Source organism: Streptomyces spororaveus, from assembly GCF_016755875.1.
GTDB lineage: Bacteria > Actinomycetota > Actinomycetes > Streptomycetales > Streptomycetaceae > Streptomyces > Streptomyces spororaveus.
Genome location: NZ_BNED01000005.1, coordinates 1,593,902 through 1,609,544 on the forward strand (window position 1 = coordinate 1,593,902; position 15,643 = coordinate 1,609,544).

At 71.6% G+C, this 15,643-nt stretch carries 17 protein-coding genes, 1 tRNA gene and 1 riboswitch; of the genes, 3 read left to right on the forward strand and 15 right to left on the reverse strand.

Going from position 1 to position 15,643, the window contains the following annotated elements; all coding sequences use genetic code 11:
* Positions 1-28 precede the first annotated feature (28 nt).
* Together Sspor_RS09975 and Sspor_RS40485 are read right to left on the reverse strand one after the other, a co-directional pair.
* A complete protein-coding gene (locus Sspor_RS09975) occupies positions 29-964 on the reverse strand; it encodes a hypothetical protein (RefSeq protein ID WP_202198723.1) in 936 nt (311 codons plus the stop codon).
* Positions 965-1,164: 200 nt separating this feature from the next.
* Positions 1,165-1,686, reverse strand: a complete 522-nt coding sequence (locus tag Sspor_RS40485; protein WP_237403789.1) for a lipase family protein — start codon at positions 1,684-1,686, stop codon at positions 1,165-1,167.
* Positions 1,687-1,867: 181 nt separating this feature from the next.
* Here Sspor_RS40485 and Sspor_RS09985 point away from each other — a divergent pair, with 181 nt between their 5' ends.
* Entirely contained in the window at positions 1,868-2,365 is a 498-nt protein-coding gene (locus tag Sspor_RS09985; RefSeq protein WP_202198724.1) for a hypothetical protein, read from the forward strand.
* Positions 2,366-2,401: 36 nt separating this feature from the next.
* On the forward strand, positions 2,402-3,106 hold the full coding sequence (locus Sspor_RS09990; RefSeq protein ID WP_202198725.1) for a hypothetical protein: 705 nt from the start codon (positions 2,402-2,404) through the stop codon (positions 3,104-3,106).
* On the opposite strand, the gene Sspor_RS41540 is transcribed toward Sspor_RS09990, so the two are convergent.
* The 11 genes from Sspor_RS41540 to Sspor_RS10040 all read right to left on the reverse strand — a co-directional run bounded on the left by Sspor_RS41540 (position 3,090) and on the right by Sspor_RS10040 (position 11,871).
* The gene (locus Sspor_RS41540) at positions 3,090-3,584 is read right to left on the reverse strand and encodes a DUF6243 family protein (protein WP_373318766.1); all 495 of its coding nucleotides are present in this window, start codon (positions 3,582-3,584) and stop codon (positions 3,090-3,092) included. The genes Sspor_RS09990 and Sspor_RS41540 overlap by 17 nt on opposite strands.
* Positions 3,585-3,651: 67 nt before the next feature.
* A tRNA-Pro gene (locus Sspor_RS09995) sits at positions 3,652-3,728 on the reverse strand.
* A 116-nt stretch (positions 3,729-3,844) separates the two neighbouring features.
* On the reverse strand, positions 3,845-4,207 hold the full coding sequence (locus tag Sspor_RS10000; RefSeq protein ID WP_202198726.1) for an MmcQ/YjbR family DNA-binding protein: 363 nt from the start codon (positions 4,205-4,207) through the stop codon (positions 3,845-3,847).
* Positions 4,208-4,279: 72 nt separating this feature from the next.
* On the reverse strand, positions 4,280-4,825 hold the full coding sequence (locus Sspor_RS10005; RefSeq protein ID WP_202198727.1) for a GAF domain-containing protein: 546 nt from the start codon (positions 4,823-4,825) through the stop codon (positions 4,280-4,282).
* A complete protein-coding gene (locus Sspor_RS10010; RefSeq protein ID WP_202198728.1) occupies positions 4,822-5,451 on the reverse strand; it encodes a GTP-binding protein in 630 nt (209 codons plus the stop codon). Before Sspor_RS10010 ends, Sspor_RS10005 begins: the two co-directional genes overlap by 4 nt.
* Positions 5,429-5,842 (reverse strand): DUF742 domain-containing protein, encoded by a 414-nt coding sequence (locus tag Sspor_RS10015; protein WP_202198729.1) that lies wholly within the window; start codon positions 5,840-5,842, stop codon positions 5,429-5,431. The genes Sspor_RS10010 and Sspor_RS10015 overlap by 23 nt, the downstream gene beginning before the upstream one ends.
* Positions 5,839-6,273 carry a roadblock/LC7 domain-containing protein gene (locus Sspor_RS10020; protein ID WP_202203584.1) on the reverse strand — a complete coding sequence of 145 codons (435 nt, stop codon included), beginning with the start codon at positions 6,271-6,273 and terminating at the stop codon, positions 5,839-5,841. Before Sspor_RS10020 ends, Sspor_RS10015 begins: the two co-directional genes overlap by 4 nt.
* 38 nt (positions 6,274-6,311) lie before the next feature.
* On the reverse strand, positions 6,312-8,273 hold the full coding sequence (locus Sspor_RS10025) for a sensor histidine kinase (RefSeq protein ID WP_202198730.1): 1,962 nt from the start codon (positions 8,271-8,273) through the stop codon (positions 6,312-6,314).
* 328 nt (positions 8,274-8,601) lie between these two features.
* Positions 8,602-9,843, reverse strand: a complete 1,242-nt coding sequence (locus tag Sspor_RS10030) for an MBL fold metallo-hydrolase (RefSeq protein ID WP_202198731.1) — start codon at positions 9,841-9,843, stop codon at positions 8,602-8,604.
* 119 nt (positions 9,844-9,962) lie between these two features.
* Positions 9,963-10,748 carry an SGNH/GDSL hydrolase family protein gene (locus tag Sspor_RS10035; protein WP_202198732.1) on the reverse strand — a complete coding sequence of 262 codons (786 nt, stop codon included), beginning with the start codon at positions 10,746-10,748 and terminating at the stop codon, positions 9,963-9,965.
* Positions 10,749-10,911: 163 nt separating this feature from the next.
* Positions 10,912-11,871 carry a LysM peptidoglycan-binding domain-containing M23 family metallopeptidase gene (locus Sspor_RS10040; RefSeq protein ID WP_202198733.1) on the reverse strand — a complete coding sequence of 320 codons (960 nt, stop codon included), beginning with the start codon at positions 11,869-11,871 and terminating at the stop codon, positions 10,912-10,914.
* Between the two features lie 2 nt (positions 11,872-11,873).
* Positions 11,874-12,049: riboswitch (cyclic di-AMP (ydaO/yuaA leader) on the reverse strand.
* Positions 12,050-12,364: 315 nt separating this feature from the next.
* On the opposite strand from Sspor_RS10040, the gene Sspor_RS10045 reads away from it, so the two are divergent.
* Positions 12,365-13,156 carry a tyrosine-protein phosphatase gene (locus Sspor_RS10045; protein WP_202198734.1) on the forward strand — a complete coding sequence of 264 codons (792 nt, stop codon included), beginning with the start codon at positions 12,365-12,367 and terminating at the stop codon, positions 13,154-13,156.
* Positions 13,157-13,194: 38 nt separating this feature from the next.
* Here Sspor_RS10045 and Sspor_RS10050 read toward each other — a convergent pair whose 3' ends face one another.
* Together Sspor_RS10050 and hpnH are read right to left on the reverse strand one after the other, a co-directional pair.
* The gene (locus tag Sspor_RS10050) at positions 13,195-14,613 is read right to left on the reverse strand and encodes an aspartate aminotransferase family protein (RefSeq protein WP_202198735.1); all 1,419 of its coding nucleotides are present in this window, start codon (positions 14,611-14,613) and stop codon (positions 13,195-13,197) included.
* On the reverse strand, positions 14,610-15,641 hold the full coding sequence (gene hpnH, locus Sspor_RS10055; RefSeq protein ID WP_202198736.1) for an adenosyl-hopene transferase HpnH: 1,032 nt from the start codon (positions 15,639-15,641) through the stop codon (positions 14,610-14,612). The genes Sspor_RS10050 and hpnH overlap by 4 nt, the downstream gene beginning before the upstream one ends.
* Positions 15,642-15,643: the final 2 nt, after the last annotated feature.

Below are 15,643 nucleotides of genomic sequence, written 5' to 3' on the forward strand. Positions count from 1 at the left end.
AAGCCCGGGGGCGCTGCGTATGCAATCCCTACTCGGTGGCGTCACCGCTACCGGTCGCGTCACCGCTGCTGTCCGAGGTCGAGGGCTTGTGACCCCACCCGCCGGGCTTGCTCTCCGTACCACCGTAGCCACTCGGCTCCGGCTTGGTTTCACCCGGCGTCTCCCACCCGCCGGGCTTCTCCGACCCACCGGGCTCCTCCCACCCACCAGGCTGCTCATGGCCGGGCTTCTCCCACCCACCGGGCTTCTCCCACCCACCCGGCTGCTCATGGCCGGGCTTCTCCCACCCACCGGGCTTCTCCCACCCACCCGGCTGCTCATGGCCGGGCTTCTCCCACCCACCGGGCTTCTCCCACCCGCCAGGCTGCTCATGGCCGGGCTTCTCCCACCCACCGGGCTTCTCCCAGTGACCGGGCTTCTGCGGCCACTGGTCGCCCTTGCCCCAGTGATCGCCCTTACCCCAGTGATCGCCCTTACCCCAGTGGTCCTTCTTACCCCAGTGATCCTTCTCGCCCCAGTGGTCGCCCTTGCCCCAGTGGTCGCCCTTACCCCAGTGATCCTTCTTACCCCAGTGATCGCCCTTACCCCAGTGGTCCTTCTTACCCCAGTGATCCTTCTTACCCCAGGGGTTCTTCTTGCCGGAGTAGTCGCCCTTATTGCCCTTACCGGTTCCGTCTCCCTTACCGTGGCCGCCCCCCGTGCCGCGGCCACCTCCCGTGCCGTGTTCCCAGCCCTGATCGCCGCTCCAGTCGGACGTCACCGTCAGGGCATCCGTGTGGACCGTCGGCGTGGCGGCGAATGCGCTGGTCGGGAGAAGTACGCCGCCCGCTCCCAGGGCGGTGGCGGTGGCGAGGACGGCGAGGCGCTTGGTGGTGAATTTACGTCGCATGGGAATCTCCTGCTTTCTGAATTCTGGGTGGAATATGAATCCCGCGGTCCGTGAGGACCTCTTACAGAACAGCAAGATGCGACATGTACGTCACGGCCCGGAGGTTCGGGGCTTGACAGGGCTGCTCGACGTATGCGCCCGGCCGGTGAGGCCACTCGGGCCCGGCAAGGAGGGCGGACGCATCACAGTCCCGAACCACGGAGCCGTCACCCCGTGAACTCAGGGAACACGAGAGACCCGGAAAAAGAGCGAGCGCCTTGCTCCACCGAAGTGGGTCAAGGCCCTCGAAGCGGTCCGCGGCGATCGCGTCGGTGGCGACGCAGCCGTCCTTCATGCCGTTCACCCGCACCTTGCCGGCCGGGCTGAGGTAGGAAGTCGAGCTTCAGCTCCGGGAAGGCGGCGTCCTGGCCGGCGGCGGCCATGAAGATCAGGCCGGAGCTGTAGGAGCCGTTGATGAAGTCGGCCACCTTCAGCAGGTCGGCCGGGACGCCGCCCGTCGCCGTGCCCTTGACCTGCAACTCCGGTGCGCACGAGCCCTGCAGCTCGGCCGACCGTGGTGTTGGCCGACAGCCCGGTCTCGGGAAGGCGGGTCGCGGCGCCGGCCGCGTCGAGCATCGCGTGGCCGGCGAAGGGCCGACGGCATACGCGATCAGGAAGCGCGGGCCGGTGCGGCACGATGCCGCCGGGGCGGGCGTTGGCCTGGCCGGCCTCCTCGCCCGTGCGGGCTGTGGTGGCCGGGACGGCGGCCGAGAAGGCAGCGACCGACCGGCAAGAAGGTCGCTGACCGCACAGCTCACCTTTCCTGGCCGGGGAGCGCCGTCGCCCGTGCGCGGGACGATCCATGCAAAACCGTCCCCCGCGCGGAGCGCAGCCGCTAAACTCCCCCTACTCAAAGCCGTTGACCAGGTGAAATGTTCGAAAGTCCGGCGGAGTGCTTGAACTGACGTCGTGGAAACGACTGGTGAGGGTGGTTCACTTATGCCGGCAGAGCTGATTCGTTACGACCAAGGCCGCGTCTCGATGCATCCCGCGGTGGGGAATATCGCCACCGCGCTGAGCCCGCTGGCCGCTGCCGCGAACATCGTTTCTCAAATCGGCGCATGCATCGTCGAGATCAACCGGTTCAGGCTGGAAGCCAGATACCTCGCCGGGCAGCGGGAGGTCTCCTTGGCGATCGTCAAGGACCGGCAGAGGGCCATCGTCCAGCTCTTCGACGCCGAGAAGCGGGCGTCGATGCAGACACACGTCGATCGCCGGGGCCTCATGGCCGGCTATCACCAAATGATCAGCAATTCCTGCGACATGCGGGTCTCCGAAGCGGAACGCACCCTGGCGATGACGATTATCCCGGTGCTGTCCGGCCAGATCGTCCAGGACCGGGCCACCGCCGGTGACAACCTGATCCGCTTGTGCGACTCCCTGGCGCTCGGCCAGGCGGAGATCGAGGTCGCGGCGTGGCGCGCGCTGGACCGCTGACGCGTTCGGACCGTCGGAAACAGGGGGTGGGCTCGGATGGAAGCGGCAGCTCAGTGGCTGGTCATCGCCGTCATCGTGCTGACGGCGATCGCGTACGCCATCAAAGGGCTCGGCTGGCTCGTCGAGAACGAGCCCGTGTACCTGGTGCTCGGAGTCCTCGCGGTCGGTGCGATCGCCTATTTCTGGTACAGGTCGGGCCGTCCGGCAACGTCGCGCGTTGACACCGGGGCCATGGTGACCCGGGCGCGCCGCTCCGAACAGTTGCTGGTCGAATCGCGGCGCGTGCTCGAACGCGAGGCAGATGCGCTCCAAAACCTGCGGTTCGAAGTGCGCGACGAGGTCAACTTCGAGGTCTACCGTCAAGCGCACCGCGAAAGCCGGCTCATTGCCGACCGCTGGTACGAGCACAAGCGGAGCGCCGTCGAAACCCGAAAGGAGATTTCGGCCGGCCTGAACAGACTGCGCGCGAACAAGCGCAGGCTGGACCGGATGTCCGGGGGTACAACGCGGCGCGGGAGATTCAACCAGGAGGCGCAGGCGGCGCAATCGGTGATCGACAGCCTGGACCAGGCGCTGTCATCCCTCAGCGCCGAGGTGAGCCGGGGTGCGCGGAGCCTGGACGCCCACAATCGGCAGACCGGCAGGCTGCGCGATCACATCCGGGACCACTGCGGCCCCCGGGGCAGGCGCTGGTTCGAGCAGCTGCAAGCGAGAAAGAAAAGAGTCACCGGCACCGGCTGAGGGGTGCGTCAGTTCTGTGCGGCATCGTCGGCCGCCTGCACGGCGCCCTCCGGTGCGCCTGCCGAGGCTGCGGTGCCGGACCGTTGTTCTGCCGTTCGGCGCGGGACAGCTGCTTGCGCTGGCCGCCGCCCTGGCCCACGGGGTTGTTGACGTTCTTGCTGTCGGCCCCGCCCCTCGTCGACGCCTTCGGTGTCATCGCCGTCAGCTCGGCACAGGCTGCCCCGATCTGGTCACCGACAGCGAGCACCGCACCTGGAGCCTCGCCGTCGACGTCCCCGCCCCGGCCCACTGCCGCACAACGGTGCGCCGGGGCGGATTCCCCGGCCAGGATGCGGCCGAGCAGGCCCTGCGGCGGTCCTCGGGGGCGAGGCCGGCGGTCCCCCGTCCTACGGCTACCGCCGGGCGCCGGGCGCCGGAACGACGGATCCGGACGGCGGAGGGGGCCGCCCGCTTTGTGCGACGTGGCTGCGACCACCATGGCTCCGGACACACGAAAGGCCGCCCTCTCACGGATGAGAGAACGGCCTCCGACCTGCGTTTCCGCATGGTCGGGACGACAGGATTTGAACCTGCGACCCCTTGACCCCCAGTCAAGTGCGCTACCAAGCTGCGCCACGTCCCGATGCGCGCTGACCTGGGGTTTCCCCTGGTTGAACGCGCAGGAGAACGATACCGCACTTCGTGGGGTGGTTGCGCGCACCTTCCCGTCTCCGGTTCCGCGCAGCCGTGCCGCCGCCTTCAGCCGGCCTCGCCGGTCAGCTCCGGATGGGCGGCGATCAGGCGCTTCGGGGCCACCTGCAGCCAGGAATCGGTCAGGATGGAGCGCAACTCGGCCTCGTTCCGTACGGCCGCCAGCCGGACCCGGATCCAGGCGTAGTGGTCGTCGTGGCCCGCCCGCAGGAAGAACTTCTCCGGCTCCGCCGCGATCAGCTCGGCCCGGTCCTCCTTGGGGCACTTCACCCCGATCGAGGCGTCGTCGTCGGCGAGCGAGACGAAGATCTTCCCGCCCACCCGGAAGGTCGGCATGCCCCAGGCGGGCTTCTCGCTGCTGTCCGGCAGCGACAGCGCGATCAGGCGGACGTCCTGCGCGGTCGTGGTCATCCCCGAGACTCCTCTCCAGTCACCGGTGAACCCTTCTCGGACGACCGTAGCCCCCGCCACCGGCCGTCCCGCTCACCCCCGCCGGTCCTCCCGCGCGTGCACCAGCGCCACCAGTTCCGCCGCGAGCGCCTTCACGGTGGCGAGTCCCTCCGTCCCCCACCGCCTGGGCACCACGTCCACCGCGCACACCGTGCCCAGGACGATCCCGCGGCGATCGGTCAGCGGCGCGCCCACGTAGGAGCGCACCCCGCTCTCGTCCACCACCGCATTGCCCGCAAAGCGCGCGAAGTCCCGTACGTCCTCCAGTACCAGCGCCCGCCGCCGCACCACCACGTGCGGGCAGTAGCCGTGGTCGCGGGCCAGGACCCGCGCCGGGTAGGCGCTCGCCGGGGCCTCGGCGGTGTGGTGCAGCCCGGCGAAGAACTGCCGTTCCTCTCCGATGAAGTTGACCCCGGCGTACGGTGCGCCGAGCGCGTCGGAGACACGCCTCGCGAAGGCGTCCAGTTCGGCGTCCGTACGCTCCCCCAGACCCAGCTCCCGCAGCCGGACGACGCGTGCGGGTGCCTCCCGGTCCACCGGCGTGAGCAGCAGGTGTCCGGTCGATTCGTAGTACGTCATAACGGTTCCCCCGACTCCGAAGACGAAGAACTGGCTGTGGACATGCACAACAGGTGGCGGACGAGGGCGGCCAGCGCCCCCGTCCCGGAGCTCGCGAGGCGCGCGTCGCACCGTACGACGGGCACCTCGGGCCCGAGCCCCACCGCCTCCCGGACCTCGTCGGGCCCGTAGCGGTGACCGCCGTCGAACTCGTTGACGGCGACGATGAAGGCGATCCCGCGCCGCTCGAAGAAGTCCACGGCAGGGAAGCAGTCGGCCAGTCGGCGGGTGTCGGCGAGCACCACCGCCCCCAGCGCTCCCGCACACAGCTCCTCCCAGAGGAACCAGAAGCGGTGCTGTCCCGGGGTGCCGAAGAGGTAGAGCACGTGTCGCTCGTCCAGGGTGATCCGGCCGAAGTCGAGGGCGACGGTCGTCGTGGTCTTCTCCTCGACGCCGTGCAGCGGGTCGGAACTCGCGCCCACTCCGCTGAGCAGTTCCTCCGTGCTCAGCGGTTCGATCTCGCTCACCGCGCCCACGAAGGTGGTCTTGCCCGCCCCGAACCCGCCCGCGACCAGGATCTTCAAGGTCGCGGGCGGAGCCCCGACAGCCTCCGGGGCGTGGGTGTCACAGTCGTTTACGCAGGCCATCGAGCACCGCCAGGAGCAGGGACCGGTCGTCGGCGGCGAACGAGCCGCCATCCGGGAACCGCGGCGCCTGCGCCATGACGGCCCCGTGTTCGATCAGATCGGACAGCAGCACCTTCACCACCACGGCGGGCAGCCGCAGCTGCCCGGCCACCTCGGCGACCGTGACGGTGGAGGCGCCCGCGCACATCCGCAGGACGAGCGTGTGCTCCGCCCCGAGCGGGACGTGCGGCCGCGCCCCGGTCGCGGTCACCAGCGAGAGCAGGTCGAGCGCGAAGCCCGGCCTGGTCCGCCCCCCGCTGGCGGTGTACGGGCGCATCACGCGGCCCGCCGACTCGTCGAGCCACGGTGTGTCCCTGCCCTTCGCGTACGCCCCCGTCCCGCGGGCCCTCATCGCTCCGCGTCGGCAACGGGCCTCCGCGGCGGGGCCGCGAGGTACGGACGTACGCTCTTGACCAGCATCGCCATCTCGTAGCCGAGCACCCCGGCGTCGGCCTCCCGGTCGGCGAGGACGGCCAGGCAGGTTCCGGATCCGGCCGCGGAGACGAAGACGAGCGCGCTGTCCAGTTCGACCACGACCTGCCGGACATCGGAGCCGTTCGCGAAGCGGGAGCCGGCGCTGCGGCCCAGGGAGTACAGCCCGGACGCGAGGGCGGCCATGTGGTCGGCGCTGTCGGGGTCCATCCCGTGCACGCAGGTCACGAGCCCGTCGGCGGTGAGGAGTACGGCGCTGCGCGTGTACGGCACGCGCTGCACCAGGCCGCTGAGCAGCCAGTCGAGGTCGGAGAGCCGGCCGCCGGTCTTCGTCGCCACTTCGCCGCCCATGGGGGTGCGCTCCTTGCTGATGGGGTGAGGGGTCGGGGTCATACCTGGTTCTCCGACTGGGCGAGGCCGAAGCCCCGTTGGAAGGCGGCCATCAGGCCGGGGTCGTGCACGGGCTGCTCGGGGTCCGCGGCCCGCCGGGGGGCGGGAGCCTCGCGCAGCTGGGGCGCGAGGTGCTCCTGGGCGCGGCGCCGGGGCAGCCGCGGCCGGTCACCCGCGGCGGGAGCGGTATCGGCCGCGGGCTGCGGTTCGGGCGCCGGGGCCGGCGCCGACCAGGCCACCGCCCCGTTCGGCGAACCCGGCGCGGGCCCGACCCGGGGATCGGCCACGGGCGCCGACCAGGCCACCGCCCCGGGCCCGTCCGCGGCCCCGGACCGGGGCGCGGGCAGGGACGCGGGACGGGGCTGCGGCCGGGGCTCCGGGCGGGGCCGGGGAACCGCGTGCGGCACGGGTTCCGGCGGGGTCGCCGCGCCGGGTTCCGGCCGGGGGCCCGCGCCGGCCAGGGGCACGGACGGGGCTGCGGGGACGGGCGCGGACGCGGACGGCGACGGCGCTGCGGGTTCGGGAGCACGAGCGGGTTCGGGGCCACGAGCGGGATCGGGACCACGAGCGGGTGCGGGTGTGGGGTACGGCTCGGGCTCGTGCGGGGCCCCGGTCCCCGGGCCCTCGAACGTCCGCCGGGGCTCCGGCGAGGGCGTCGGCAGGGGCGGCATCCGTACGGGCTCCAGCGGCGGCCCCGCCGACCCGAGCCCGGTCCCCCAGGAGGTGGCCCGCGAGCCCCCCGCCGCGTCCGCCGCGGTCGGCGCCTCGGCGCCCAGCAGCTCCTGCGGCAGCACCAGCACGGCGAGCACACCGCCGTAGATGTTCGACTTGAGCTCGACGGCGATCCCGTGCCGGCGGGCCAGCGCCGACACCACGAACAGGCCGATCCGGCCGTCCGCCAGCAGGTGCCGGACGCTGATCTGGTCGGGGTCGCCGAGCAGGGCGTTCATCCGGTGCTGCTCCTCGGCCGGCATGCCCAGTCCCCGGTCCTCCACCTCGACGGCGATCCCGGCGGTGACCCGCTCGGCACGCAGCACCACGTCGGTGTCGGGGGCGGAGAACACCGTGGCGTTCTCGACGAGTTCGGCCAGCAGGTGCACCACGTCCGCGACGGCGTGCCCGCGGACGCTGGCGCCGGCCGGGGGCACGACCTTGACCCGGGTGTACTGCTCGACCTCCGCGACCGAGGAGCGGAGCACCTCGCTGAGGTCGATGGGCCTGGTCCACTGGCGGCGGGACGACGCGCCGCCCAGCACGGCGAGGTTCTCGGCGTGCCGGCGGATGCGGGTGGCGAGGTGGTCGACGTGGAAGAGCTCCTTGAGCAGGTCCGGGTCCTCGACCGTGTCCTCCAGCTCGTCCAGCAGCGAGATCTCGCGGTGCACGAGGGACTGGAGGCGACGCGCGAGGTTGACGAAGACCTCGACCTTGCGCTCGCTGTCGGTCGGGGCGGCCGGTCCGGCCAGCCGCAGGAGGGTCGTGTGCGCCTGCTCGCGGGCGCCGCGGAGCTCCTGGGAGAGCAGCCAGAACTCGTCCATCCCGGCCGGGTCCGCGCCGGGGGGCGGTGAACTCGGGCCACCGCGTACCGGGCGGGGCGGGGTCTCGCCCCGTTCCAGCCGGTCGGCGGCCGTACGCAGCTCACCCCGGCCGCGCACGCTGGAGCGGCGCAGCGCCTCGCACCGGTCCCGTACGGCCTTGGCGGCGCGCTGGGCCCCGAGCACGGCCGCGGCGAGGGCGCCCACCACCAGGAGGGCGCAGCCGGTGAGCACCGGCCACAGCCGGGCGTCGCGGTCGCCGGCTCCCCCGCCGAGCTGAAGGGTGAAGATCACCGCGGCGGCGCCGCTGAGCCCCGCGGCGAGCGTGGGCAGTACGGCGGCGCGCACCAGCTGAGGACGTATCTGCCGGCCGGGACCGGTGACGGCGTGTCTCGACGGGGCGTGGCGGGCTGCGCGGAGTCCGGACATCTGCGTCCTCGGTACGTGGGGCCCGGCCCCCAGCGTTCCCGGGGCCCGGTGTTGATCACCGAATACCCACGCTAGACCCCACCACAGCACCCCGGACTGCCAGTTGGCGAACTTCGCGGGGGTGCTTCCCGCTCCCGGTGGAGCGCTCGCACAGCAGCCCGAATGCGCCGGTCGGACCCGGTGGACCGCCCCCTCGGTCCCGTTCGCGCCGACACCGGCGCTCGTCCGGTTCCTTGCCGGACGGCGCGCGGCGGGCCGCGGACGCCCCCGGACGGCGGCCGGCCGCCCCGGGACGCCGGGGCGGCCGGTTCCCGTCAGGGGCCGGTCGTCACGATCCGACGGACTCCTGCTTCTCCTGTCCGTCGACGGCCGTGGAGGCCACCCGGGCGGCTGTCGCCGCCGCTCCGCCCGCCGCGAGCGGCGGCACCGAGGCGGGGCCGTCGACACGACCGCCCACCGGCTTTCCGCCGACGAACGGCCGCCACCACGGTTCGGCGGGCGCGTCCGCCGAGCCCGGCTCGAAGGGCTGGCCCGGGATGGGGAGCGCGATGGCGGCGCCCGTGTTCCGCGACGCGGTCAGCGTGCCCTCGCCCGGCTCGTCCCACGGGTGCAGGGCCAGGTTGAAGGTGCCCCAGTGAATCGGCAGCATCGTGCCGCGGGGGGTACCGCCCTGCAGGTCGAGGTGGGCGCGCATGCCCTCCTCCGGCGTCATGTGGATGTCGGGCCAGTACTCCGAGTACGCGCCGATCTGGATCATGGTGGCGTCGAAGGGGCCGTGCGCGGCGCCGATCTCCTCGAAACCGGGGAAGTAGCCGGTGTCCCCGCTGTGGTAGATCCGGTGCTCGTCGCCCGCGACGACCCAGGACGCCCAGAGGGTGTGCTGCTGGTTGCGCAGGCCGCGGCCGCAGAAGTGGCGGGCGGGGGTCGCCGTGAGGGAGAGGCCGGCGATCTCGGTGCTCTCGTTCCAGTCCAGCTCGCGCAGCCGCTCGGCCGGTACGCCCCAGCGCTCCAGGTGCGCGCCGACGCCCAGCGGGACGGCGAAGACCGTGTCCGTACCGGCCAGCGCCTTGATCGTCGGCAGGTCGAGGTGGTCGTAGTGGTCGTGCGAGATGACCACGACGTCGACCGCGCCCAGCGAGGCCAGCGGGACCGGCACCGGGTGCAGCCGCTTGGGGCCGGCGAAGGGGAAGGGGGAGCACCGCTCGCCCCACACCGGGTCGAACAGCACCCGGCGCCCGTCGATCTCCGCGAGCACGCTGGAGTGCCCCATCCAGGTCAGCCGCAGGCCGCTCACGGGCGGCTTCGCCAGGTCCGCGAGGGTCGTCGGGTGGACCGGGATCGGCGCCGCGGGACTGCGCCGTACCCGCTGCTCCCGGTGGAAGTAGATCTTGGCGAACTCCGCCATCGAACCCGAGGGCCTGTTCCGGGCCCCGACCGGGTTCTGGAACACGCCGTCCGCGAAGTTCGGAGAGCGGCGGATCCGCTCCAGCCGGGCACCGGACGGGTCCGCACCGAAGGCTTCGGGCCGCAGGGCACGCAGCCGCGGACGCAAGGGACGGGAGCCGGTCAAAGCGCCTCCAGGGAGGATCGGGTCAGAATGGTCGTCTCTCTACGACCATGCAACGCACACCGGCCCCGAAGGATTCCGCTTCCGGCTCCCGCGCCCGCGCCCGCCGGGCCGGGCACCCCCTAGAGCGGCAGCAGGTCCGGCCGCTTCGCCTCCACGTGGTCCCCGGAGGACTCGCCGCGCAGCCGCCGGCCGATCCACGGCACGAGGTGGTCGCGCGCCCACTGGATGTTGTCCCGGGTCACGTCCACCGAGCCGCGCGGCCGCTGCGGGGGCCACGGCTGGTCGGGGTCGGCCGGCACGTCCAGTCCGAGCACCTGCGCCGCGCGCAGCGCGACCCGCGTGTGCCCCTCGGGTGAGAGGTGCAGCCGGTCCGCGTCCCAGGCCCGCCGGTCCTGTACGGATTTCAGCGACCAGAGGTCGAGCACCGGGCAGTCGTAGCGGTCGGCGATGGCGCGGACGTGCGCGCTGTACGTCGCCACCTTGCCGCGGAGGTGCTTGAGCACCGGCACGCCCCGGGTGTCGAAGCCCGTGGTGATCATGACGTGGCCCACGGCCCCGGTGAGGTCGGCCACGGCCGCCTCGAACCGCTCCGCCACGTCGTCCGGGTCGGTGCCGGGCCGGATGATGTCGTTGCCGCCCGCGCAGAAGGTCACCAGGTCCGGTGCGAGGGCCTTGGCTCTCGGAAGCTGGTCGGCCACGATCTGGTCGAGGAGCTTCCCCCGCACCGCCAGATTCGCGTACCGGAAGTCGTGCTCTTCGCGCTGATCGGCCAGGAGCACGGCGAGCCGGTCCGCCCAGCCGAGATAAGAATCCCCGGGTCCCGGGTCCCCCACGCCTTCGGTGAAGCTGTCCCCGATCGCCGCGTACGAGCCGATGGTCTTGAGTTTCGTCGTCGTCGCTGCCACGAGAACCCATACTTCACTCCCGCAAGCAACCTACGCCAACGTAATGAGGGGTTGACGGACCGTGATCTGTACCACGTGGGAGATAAGGAATAAGTACACGTGAGGCCGGGACCCCCCTCGGGTCCCGGCCTCACGCGGGTCGGCGGTCCGACGGCGGGTGCCGTCAGAGGCTCGCGCCCTTGGAGCGGAGGTAGGCGATCGGGTCCATGTCCGAGCCGTAGGACGGGGTCGTGCGGATCTCGAAGTGGAGGTGCGGGCCGGTCGAGTTGCCGGTGGAGCCGGAGAGGCCGATGGCCTGTCCGGCGGTGACGCTCTGGCCGGAGGAGACGGAGAGCTGCGACATGTGGGCGTACTGGGAGTACTTGCCGTCCGCGTGGCGGATGACGACCTCGTTGCCGTACGAGCCGCTCCATCCGGCGGAGACCACGGTGCCCGCGCCGACCGCCTTGACGGTGGTGCCCATGCTCGCGATGAAGTCGACGCCGGTGTGGTAACCGCTGGACCACATGCTGCCGGCGACCTTGTACTGGGTGGAGATGCCGCCGCTGACCGGGGCCACGAAGCCGCCGCCCGACTGCGGAGCGGCGGCGGGGGCCTCGGCCCGGGCCTCGGCGGGGGCCTGCTGCGCCGGGGCGGGCCGCTCGGCCTGCTTGCGGGCCGGCTTCGGCGCGGGCTGCGCGGCCGGCTCCGCGTCGGCCTCCGGGGCCGGGGCCGCCTCGGCCTCGGACTGCGCCGCCTCGCCCGGACCGCCGAGGTTCAGCTTCAGGCCGGGGTGGATCAGCGAGGGGTTGCTGCCGACGGCCTCGCGGTTGTCGGCGTACAGCTGCTCCCAGCCTCCGGACAGGTGGCGCTGCGCGGCGATCTTGGAGAGGTAGTCGCCCGGCACGACGGTGTAGACGGTCGGCGCGGCCTGCACGGCGGCGGGGGCCGCCTGGAGAGCGGCGGGGGCCTGCGGCGCGACCGCGGGGGTCACCGCGGTCGCGGTGGCCGGGGCGCCGGCCGCGTGCGCGCCCGCGGCACCGATGAGCGGCAGCGCGAGGGCCGCGCCACCGGTTCCGGCGACGGCGAAACCGCGGGAAAGGGAGAGGGACTTGGGACGGCGGTGCTTACCCTTTGCAGGCATGACGAATTCCTCTCCGGCGCCTGCGAGGTGAGCTGTCGGGTTCGGACTGGAGATGTCCGGCCGTACATGTACGAGCCATGAACGACTTCACCCCGAGCCGTCCCGGCGAAAAGATCTCCGGGCCGGCGGCTTACCTGGTTCCCCCGCTCCTGCCGCACGAATAGGTCGGATGCGGTTTCCGGGAGGCGGCAGGATTTGGCGGTCCACCCGGATCGATCGCGAAGGTAATCCCTTGCGGCCACAGGGAACAAGCCATGAATTCCCTGACGGAATACCAGGCATGAGGGACCGACGGAATTACCGTCACCCTCCGTCCATTCGGCAGCGCCAACAGCCGCTCCGACGGGGCCATTCGCCCTTAGCGATCAGGCACTCACGGTCACCGTATGATCTGGCTCACGGGGACGTGCCCGATCTCGCCTCCGGATATGGCAAGTTGGCGCCAAACAGTGTAATTCGGACAGAGGGCCCACGACGTGGCGGAGGAGTTGCTTTGACCCAGCAGATACAGGAGCCGGAGCTGTCCGGAGTGCGCAATTTCCGCGATGTGGGCGGATTGCCGACTTCTGACGGACGAACGGTCAGGGCGGGACGACTGTTCCGAAGCGGACATCTCGCACATGCCACCGAAAGCGACGTGGCTTTCCTGGCCTCGCTCGGCCTCCACACCGTCTTCGACTTCCGCAACGGTGCCGACCACGCGCTGGAGGGGCCGGACGTCGAGCTGCCCGGCGTCCGGAACGTCAACATCCCGCTCTCGGACCCGGCCGACGGGCGGGAGTTCTGGCGGCTGGTCCGCGACGGCGACCTCGTCCAGCTGCGCGAGATCCTGGGCGACGGCAAGGCGGCCGCCCGGATGTCGAACTCGTACCGCGGGATCATCCGGCAGCGCACCGCCGAGCACGGCCGGGTCCTGCACGCCCTCGCCGAGGACAGCGTCCCCGCACTCATGCACTGCGCGGCCGGCAAGGACCGGGCCGGCCTGTCGATCGCCGTCACCCTGCTCGCCCTGAGCGTCGAGCGCGAGGCGATCGTGGCGGACTACCTGGAGTCGAACGCCCCGCACCGCCGCTACCGCGTGCGCCGCACCGACGAGTCGGCGTCCGCCCGCTCCCCCGAGGTGATGGAGCTGCTCGCGCCGCTCTTCGACGCCCGCGCCGAGTACCTGGTGGCGGCCTTCGACACCATCGACGAGATCTGGGGCGGGGTGGACCGCTACCTGGCGGAGGGCCTCGGGCTGACGCCCGAGACCCTCGACAGGCTGCGGGACCGGCTCCTCGCCTGACCGGCCGGGGCCCGGTCCCCCGCGGGGTGGGCGGGCCGTCAGCGCGTGGCGACGGCCTGCTTCACCAGCGTCCTGCCGAAGTCCCAGATCAGCCCGGACCCTCCGTGCGCCTCGTCCATGACCTCGCGGAAGGCCCCGACGAACCGGTCCACGTCCCCCTCGTCCACGATCAGCGGCGGGATCAGTTTGATCACCTCCAGGTGGTCCCCCGAGACCTGGGTGAGGATCCGGTGCTTCTGCAGCAGCGGCACCACGACCATCTGCGCGAAGAGCCCCTTGCGGGCCGCCTGCAGCATGGTCCACCGGCTGCGCAGGCCCAGCGAGGACGGCCGGCCGAACTCGATGCCGATCATCAGCCCGCGCCCCCGCACCTCGTGCAGCAGCTCGTACTCGTCCACGAGCGCGGCGAGACGCCCGCGCAGCAGATCACCCATGGCCCGGGCGTTCGCCACGACCTCCTCGTCCTCCATGACGGACAGGACCGCGAGGCCCGCCGCCATCGCCTGGGCGTTGGAGCCGAAGCTCGCGGAGTGCACGAGCACCCGGTCCATGGACGAGTAGACCTTCTTGAAGATCCAGTCCTTGCCCAGGGTCGCGCCGACCGGGACGTATCCGCCCGACAGCGCCTTCGCCACGCACACCAGGTCCGGCTCCACGCCCGGCTCGTGCTGGTACGCGTAGAAGTCGCCGGTACGCCCGAGGCCGGTCTGCACCTCGTCCGCGATCAGCAGCGCCCCCCGCCGGTGCAGCATCTCCTGAGCGGCGAGCAGGAACCCGGGCGGGGCGGCCAGGACCCCCTTGCCCTGGATCGGCTCGACGACGAAGGCGGCCACGTCCCCGCGCTTCAGCTCCCGCTCCAGCGCCGCGAGGTCCCCGAGCGCGATCCTCGTATCGGGGAGCAGCGGTGCGAAGCCGTCGCGGAAGCCGCCCTCCCCGTTCACCGAGAGGGAGCCCGCGGTCAGCCCGTGGAAGGCGTGGTCGCAGTAGAGGACCCTGGGGCGCCCGGTGGCGTACCGGGCGAACTTCAGGGCCGTCTCCACCGCCTCGGTGCCGCTGTTGCCGAAGAAGACCCGGTCCAGGTGCGGGCTGTACGAGAGCAGCTTCTCGGCCAGCAGCCCGGGCAGCGGCTGGCAGTCGAAGCGGGTGAGGTCGGCGAGCTGGGCGTCCAGGACGTCGTGCAGGGCCCGGCGGACGACCGGGTGGTGCCGGCCCAGGCCCATGACGCCGAACCCGGCCAGCATGTCCAGGTAGTCGTTCCCCTCGGCGTCCCAGAAGTGGGCGCCCTCGGCCCGCTCGTAGACCTTGTCGAAGCCGATGGTGTGCAGCATCCGGGGCAGCTGGTGGTTGAGGTGCCGGGCGTGCAGCTCGTAGCGCTCCGCCCCGCGCTCGGCCAGCAGGGCGCCGAGGTCGAAGCCCGTGCCCCGGCCGCTCCCCTCCTCCCCTGACCGCCCGGTCATGCCGACTTGTCCCGACCGCCGCCGATCGTCTCCCGGGCCGCCCGCAGGGACTCCTTGAGGGAGCCCATGGTGGCCAGGACGGCCGTGGGCTCGTAGCCGCAGTGCGCCATGCAGTTCGCGCAGCGCGGGTCCTTTCCGCGGCCGTACTTGTCCCAGTCGGTGTCGTCGATGAGTTCGCGGTACGTCGGTACGTATCCGTCGCTCATCAGATAGCAGGGGCGCTGCCAGCCGAACAGGGAGTAATTCGGAATGGCCCAGGCCGTGCAGGAGAAATCGACCTTTCCTTCCAGGAAGTCGAGGAAGAGCGGGGAGTGGTTGAGCCGCCAGCGCCGCCGGTTGCCGCCGGCGAAGGCCTTCCTGAAGAGTTCCCGGGTCTGTTCGACGCCCAGGAAGTGCTCCTGGTCGGGGGCCTTTTCGTAGGCGTAGGCGGGCGAGATCATCATTTCGTCGACCTGGAGGTCGTCATTGAGGTAGTTGAGTACCTCGATGATCGTCTGCGGTGTGTCGGTGTTGAAGAAGGTGGAGTTGGTGGTCACCCGGAACCCGCGCTTCTTCGCCTCCTTGATGGCGGCGACCGCCTCGTCGAAGACGCCTTCCTTGGCCACCGACTCGTCGTGGCGCTCGCGCAGGCCGTCGATGTGCACGGCGAAGGCGAAATACGGGGAAGGGGTGAACTTCTCGATCTTCTTGCGCAGGAGCATCGCGTTGGTGCAGAGGAATACGTACTTCCGCCTCGCCACCAACTGCCGGACGATCTCGTCGATCTGCGGGTGCATCAAGGGCTCGCCGCCCGCGATGGACACCATGGGCGCACCGGACTCCAGCACGGCGCCGACCGCCTGGGCGACCGGCATGCGCTGCTTGAGCACCCCGGCCGGGTGCTGGATCTTCCCGCACCCCTCACAGGCCAGGTTGCAGGCGTAGAGCGGTTCCAGTTCGACGATCAGCGGGAACTTCTCGCGCTTGCGGAGCTTCTGTTCGAGAAGATACGTCCCGACCCTGATGGACTGGCGCAGCGGCATGGCCATCT

What these genes read in the sequence shown, in the direction of transcription:
- Sspor_RS10010 (WP_202198728.1), bottom strand. Translation starts at nt 5,451, where the DNA reads ATGGCCTGCGTAAACGACTGTGACACCCACGCCCCGGAGGCTGTCGGG.
- Sspor_RS10050 (WP_202198735.1), bottom strand. Translation starts at nt 14,613, where the DNA reads ATGACCGGGCGGTCAGGGGAGGAGGGGAGCGGCCGGGGCACGGGCTTC.
- Sspor_RS10020 (WP_202203584.1), bottom strand. Translation starts at nt 6,273, where the DNA reads ATGGGCGGCGAAGTGGCGACGAAGACCGGCGGCCGGCTCTCCGACCTC.
- Sspor_RS10005 (WP_202198727.1), bottom strand. Translation starts at nt 4,825, where the DNA reads ATGACGTACTACGAATCGACCGGACACCTGCTGCTCACGCCGGTGGAC.
- Sspor_RS41540 (WP_373318766.1), bottom strand. Translation starts at nt 3,584, where the DNA reads ATGGTGGTCGCAGCCACGTCGCACAAAGCGGGCGGCCCCCTCCGCCGT.
- Sspor_RS10000 (WP_202198726.1), bottom strand. Translation starts at nt 4,207, where the DNA reads ATGACCACGACCGCGCAGGACGTCCGCCTGATCGCGCTGTCGCTGCCG.
- Sspor_RS10025 (WP_202198730.1), bottom strand. Translation starts at nt 8,273, where the DNA reads ATGTCCGGACTCCGCGCAGCCCGCCACGCCCCGTCGAGACACGCCGTC.
- hpnH (WP_202198736.1), bottom strand. Translation starts at nt 15,641, where the DNA reads ATGGCCATGCCGCTGCGCCAGTCCATCAGGGTCGGGACGTATCTTCTC.
- Sspor_RS10040 (WP_202198733.1), bottom strand. Translation starts at nt 11,871, where the DNA reads ATGCCTGCAAAGGGTAAGCACCGCCGTCCCAAGTCCCTCTCCCTTTCC.
- Sspor_RS10015 (WP_202198729.1), bottom strand. Translation starts at nt 5,842, where the DNA reads ATGAGGGCCCGCGGGACGGGGGCGTACGCGAAGGGCAGGGACACACCG.
- Sspor_RS09985 (WP_202198724.1), top strand. Translation starts at nt 1,868, where the DNA reads ATGCCGGCAGAGCTGATTCGTTACGACCAAGGCCGCGTCTCGATGCAT.
- Sspor_RS09990 (WP_202198725.1), top strand. Translation starts at nt 2,402, where the DNA reads ATGGAAGCGGCAGCTCAGTGGCTGGTCATCGCCGTCATCGTGCTGACG.